Genomic DNA, 4,446 nt, shown 5'->3' with positions numbered 1-4,446 from the left:
AAAAAAAATCACTATATTGTGTATTTTTTATTTTTTTCACCTAAATCTAGTATCTTTAGCACCCAATAACTCACAATTGTATTATCTCAACGAATCAATTATATGACTAGAAACTAATAAAAAGCGGGGGAGAAAATGTGGTTTATTATAGGAATTGTAATCCTTATCTTAATAATCCCAATATTAATTGATATTATTATATTAGTAATTTACGGCATTGGATTATTTCTAGGGGGCATACTTGAAACTCTAAAAGAGTTCTTAAATTTAGTAGGAAAAATACTATTAACAATAATACTGCCAACGTTAGAAACTATCGATTATGCTTTTACAAAGGATAAAAGCAAATGGAACGAAATAATTGAGAAACGAGAAAGATTTAGAGAACATAAAGCGATTAAGAAAAAAAACGGAGAAAAAACGATAAATTATTACTTTCGTTTTGCTAAACGCAGCTTATTTTTATTCTTACGCCTTATGGCACTCTCCTATTTCACAGCAGTGGTTACCTTTATAATTATGTTTTCTACAGGGTACATCATTGCTACGTTTTTCCCCCGCTCTTTTGCCCCTTATTTGTTAGGGACAATTATTTTAATGCTTACTCTTCCCCTTACAGTCTGTATGGCACCAATCCAATATAGAATACAAGCGCTACCTGTTTCATTTTTACTACAAACAATGCTTCTCTGGATTCAGTTTCGCGAAAACCTCTCTATGGGTATTGTATTCTATATCGCATTCTTTGAGCTATTCGTATATATATTATTTAGCTTTTCTCACGCAGTATTTATAGCCGAAATATCAGAAGAGCAATCAACTGCCTTTGAAACATTATAACAAACATTTACCATTTAGTTTTTCTGTCAAAATATTTATGAAGCGCGTTAAGAGCGACCCGCAATGAATTCACAAGATGTGGTAATGTTTTGTCTTCGACAACAATATATTGTATTGCTGCATAAAGATTATACTGTCTATAGAGATGTTGTGTTTCTTTTATCGCCTCTTGCATATTAGAAAACTGTTCTGTTGCAAATTCAACCCATTTTTCTCTTGCTTTGTCATCAGAAGATGATGGCATTTCATCATAAACAGCGCTTGGTAAACCTTTTGCACACAAATAGTCATTTTTCACTTCAAGATATTTTTGCGCAGCATCATACTGGTCTTGAGTAAGCATGCCTTGCAAACACAGCCGCCCAACATAAGTACCAGCAAGCGGATTTTTAGCCTCTTCAATAGTCAAACCAAAGCGTTTAGCACGCATTTCAATTGCCAATTGATTAACAGGATCTTGACGTACTTTCACTTGTGAAATGTAAGCATCTTTCTTCTTCATACATCCCCTAATCTGTGGGAGCCCACATGTTTCTCTTTGTTATATTTTATCAATCAAAATGGTATGCTGTCATTAAGAGATGCACTATGATCAGCGGCACCTGAAGCGATAGCATAATTTTGAGAAGTAATAGATGAAGGGGCAGATTGATCTTTCTTTACATCAAGCAAATACAACTCGCCTTTGAATTGTGGTAAAATAATCTCTGTTGTGTAACGGTCATGCCCATTTTTATCTTGCCATTTGCGTGTCTGTAATTTGCCTTCTACGTAAACCTTTGAACCTTTGTTGAGGTATTGAAGTGCAATTTTTGCCAAATGTGGATTAAAAATCACCACGGAGTGCCATTCAGTTTTCTCTATTTTTTGATTGGTCTTTTTATCTGTATAGGTTTCAGAAGTTGCCATACGAAAATTGACTATTTCTGTTCCAGAAGTCATTGTTTTGCTTTCGGGGTTAGCACCTAGACGCCCGATTAACATTACTTTATTTAGCATGTTTTTTCTTACCTTAAATTTGTATTTTAATACATAGAAAATCTTAGCATGATTTTCATATTTTTTCAATTATTTCAAAAGGATATTATTATTTTTTAACATATAAAATTATGTTTTTTTATCTTTTGATAAACATAAAGCCACATCACGCAAATGACATGGCTTTCTTTTTTCTATTTTAAAGCAGGCGCCCCCGCACCGCCGTTATTTTATTTACGCTGCTTTATCAACACCACAGACATCTTCAGAAAATTTCTTATTTTCTTTAAGCACAGCATTGCCATAAATTGTTGTAAATTGACAAATTTGTGCCTTGCCACTCACATGAGCATTATCGTGAATTTTTGCACAGGGACCAACACGCGCCGAGCCAGAAACCTTGGCATTGTCATAAATATTGCTACCATCATAAACTATAGCTTTATCAAAAACATGAGCATTTCCATAAGCTTTTGACCACGCAGAAAGGCGTGATTTCCCATAGACATGGGCATCATTAAACACAAGCCCACTCACATACGCATTTTCATAAACACGGGCATTATCGTAAATAAGAGCCCCCTCTGTAATAACGGCATTATCACTCACAACGGCATTGCCAAAAACATAGCCTCCAATTTTTGCATTGCCATTAATGACTGCATTGTCATAAACATGTGCCTTATCATTCAAAACCCATGCCTGATCACTAATCACGGCATTACCATAAACCCTAGCCCAATTCACAACGCAGGCTTTATTGCGTATTTTGGCATTTTCGGAAACGCTTGCTTGAATAACCATAGCATCATCATAAACCCAGCAATTGCCATCATGAGAGAGGTTATCTTCATTTTCAATAAAACCACCTAAATCCCCCATCTTAACATCAGCAAAGTCTTTTAAAGCTTTAATGCGGTGTAAAGTCACACCGTTAACAACGCGGTTTTCATTAGTAAGTTCATATTTTGGAGATGTTTTTTGATTTTTAACTGTAGCGTTCATGCTAGTAATCCTTACGAAAATATAGTTTTGAATTGACAACCCTAAAAGGGCGCCGGGTGTTCAAAACACGGTCGTAAGTCCGTCGTCACACTTTTCTCATAAAGAGTATTGTATGGTGTGACCACACCCGACACAATCATTATATGCTAATCATAACATAAAAGACAGCCAGTATTTAAAGAAATGGGAAAAACCTTATCGTGATTTATCCGCTTACGATTAAGTGTTTTGAGCACTTGTCGACCTTTCTAAACGAACTTTTCTTTAAAGTCAATACGTATTTTTTATTTTTTTTCATTTTGATACCTACCTAGTTGAATATCAAGCGCTTTTAAATTTTACTTTTGGTTTTTATTATAAAATGTAGTGCGTAAATGGACATGTTTATTAAACTGCGTGTATGCAACATGAGAAAGAATGAATAAATTAAAAAAAAGTACCAAATAACGATATCTAAATACCAAAATACAGTATAACTATTTGGAAAAATTAAAACGACAAGTGCTAAACTTATTAGCTTTAAGAGTCGGTGCATATACTGTTGTAAATCACGTGTTAATATCTTCCAACCTGTTGTGTTGCTGCGTTTGTATTTTGGATTGTTCTGCAACTCAAAAGGAATATGAGAATTGCATAAAATTGCAAAAACCGCTGTGACTATTACCAAAGAAACAGATGCGAATATCAAAATACTTTGAATAAAGTAGGGATTTTTTTTAATTCCTAAAAAACATAAAAATATAAAAGTTATAATGCCAAACAAGGCTCTTAGCTGCTTATCTGTAAACATATTTATTTCCTGCGGTTTTCGATAATTTTTTGATCTCTTTATTGATCTCATCTATAAGAGGTTCGTAATTGAGAACGCTTTTCGGAATATTTCCACCGTAAACCCAAGCTTTCACTTGCGCTTTGGTACTAAAATCCGCATTTTCTGGTGTGGTATAATACTGACCGCCATCAAACTTTTCACACTCTCTTGTACCGTCTTCATATTCGTAGAGGTTGTAAAAATACTCCTCTGCTCCGTCCCCCCAAGGAACATACCCAACAGCCGTTGCAACCCACTTTTTTTGCATAGGCTGTTTATGATTTGTTAAGAACAGTTGTTTTAAAATTTCCATGTTTTTAGTCCATAATTTTACCAATAGGTTAATTTACCTCAAATTTGACCGTACAGAGCATTTTATATTACAGATGTGTNTCGATTTAAATGCATATCTAATCGTAAAATGATCAGCACTTTTCACTATTTTGCTGTTTTAAGCCGCTTTAGAATTGCTACTGTTATGTTGCTCTTCACTAGGCTTGCCTATTCTCATGAATGAAATGCGTTTGCCTCCTAAGGCTAGGTTACGCGTATTTTCAACTGCTGTAAAAACTCTCTCAGCAACACCATAAAGCCTGCTTTCTAAATCACGACAATACTGCGCTAGATCAGCGCATGAGGGCACAAATGTTGTGGACATGCCTTTTGCTTCACCACGTATAAGATTTTTAACAGCTTGCAATAAAGACCAGAGTGAAATGCCGTTAAGAGCTGCGATATAAGCCTTTGCACGCGCTTCTACATTCGAAACTTTTTGCATTGTCAAACCACCTTCAAGCACATCAAGAGCCTCT

General features: G+C 35.0%; 7 protein-coding genes. 1 reads left to right on the top strand and 6 read right to left on the bottom strand.

What is annotated here, in order from left to right; translation table 11 throughout:
• The first annotated feature begins 135 nt into the window (after positions 1-135).
• The gene (locus ACFIL7_RS01555) at positions 136-840 is read left to right on the top strand and encodes a hypothetical protein (RefSeq protein WP_273758872.1); all 705 of its coding nucleotides are present in this window, start codon (positions 136-138) and stop codon (positions 838-840) included.
• A gap of 7 nt (positions 841-847) precedes the next feature.
• Here the strand turns inward: ACFIL7_RS01555 and ACFIL7_RS01550 are convergent, their stop codons facing one another.
• From ACFIL7_RS01550 to ACFIL7_RS01525, 6 genes are all read right to left on the bottom strand, one after another.
• On the bottom strand, positions 848-1,342 hold the full coding sequence (locus ACFIL7_RS01550) for a hypothetical protein (RefSeq protein WP_375633768.1): 495 nt from the start codon (positions 1,340-1,342) through the stop codon (positions 848-850).
• A 53-nt stretch (positions 1,343-1,395) separates the two neighbouring features.
• Positions 1,396-1,839, bottom strand: coding sequence for a single-stranded DNA-binding protein (gene ssb / locus ACFIL7_RS01545; protein ID WP_375661902.1), 444 nt, complete (start codon positions 1,837-1,839; stop codon positions 1,396-1,398).
• Positions 1,840-2,052: 213 nt separating this feature from the next.
• Complete coding sequence (locus tag ACFIL7_RS01540; protein ID WP_375633770.1) at positions 2,053-2,823, bottom strand: hypothetical protein; 771 nt, start codon at positions 2,821-2,823, stop codon at positions 2,053-2,055.
• 331 nt (positions 2,824-3,154) lie between these two features.
• Positions 3,155-3,613: a hypothetical protein gene (locus ACFIL7_RS01535; protein WP_375634978.1), complete on the bottom strand. Its 459-nt coding sequence runs from the start codon at positions 3,611-3,613 to the stop codon at positions 3,155-3,157.
• A complete protein-coding gene (locus ACFIL7_RS01530) occupies positions 3,600-3,947 on the bottom strand; it encodes a hypothetical protein (protein ID WP_375661903.1) in 348 nt (115 codons plus the stop codon). The genes ACFIL7_RS01535 and ACFIL7_RS01530 overlap by 14 nt, the downstream gene beginning before the upstream one ends.
• Before the next feature lie 138 nt (positions 3,948-4,085).
• The coding region (locus tag ACFIL7_RS01525; RefSeq protein ID WP_375683271.1) for a hypothetical protein at positions 4,086-4,446 on the bottom strand (361 nt) is incomplete at its 5' end.

Origin of the sequence: Bartonella sp. AP3QHHD (assembly GCF_042195765.1) — a bacterium.
GTDB lineage: Bacteria > Pseudomonadota > Alphaproteobacteria > Rhizobiales > Rhizobiaceae > Bartonella.
This window is presented reverse-complemented; position numbering and strand designations above follow the sequence as displayed.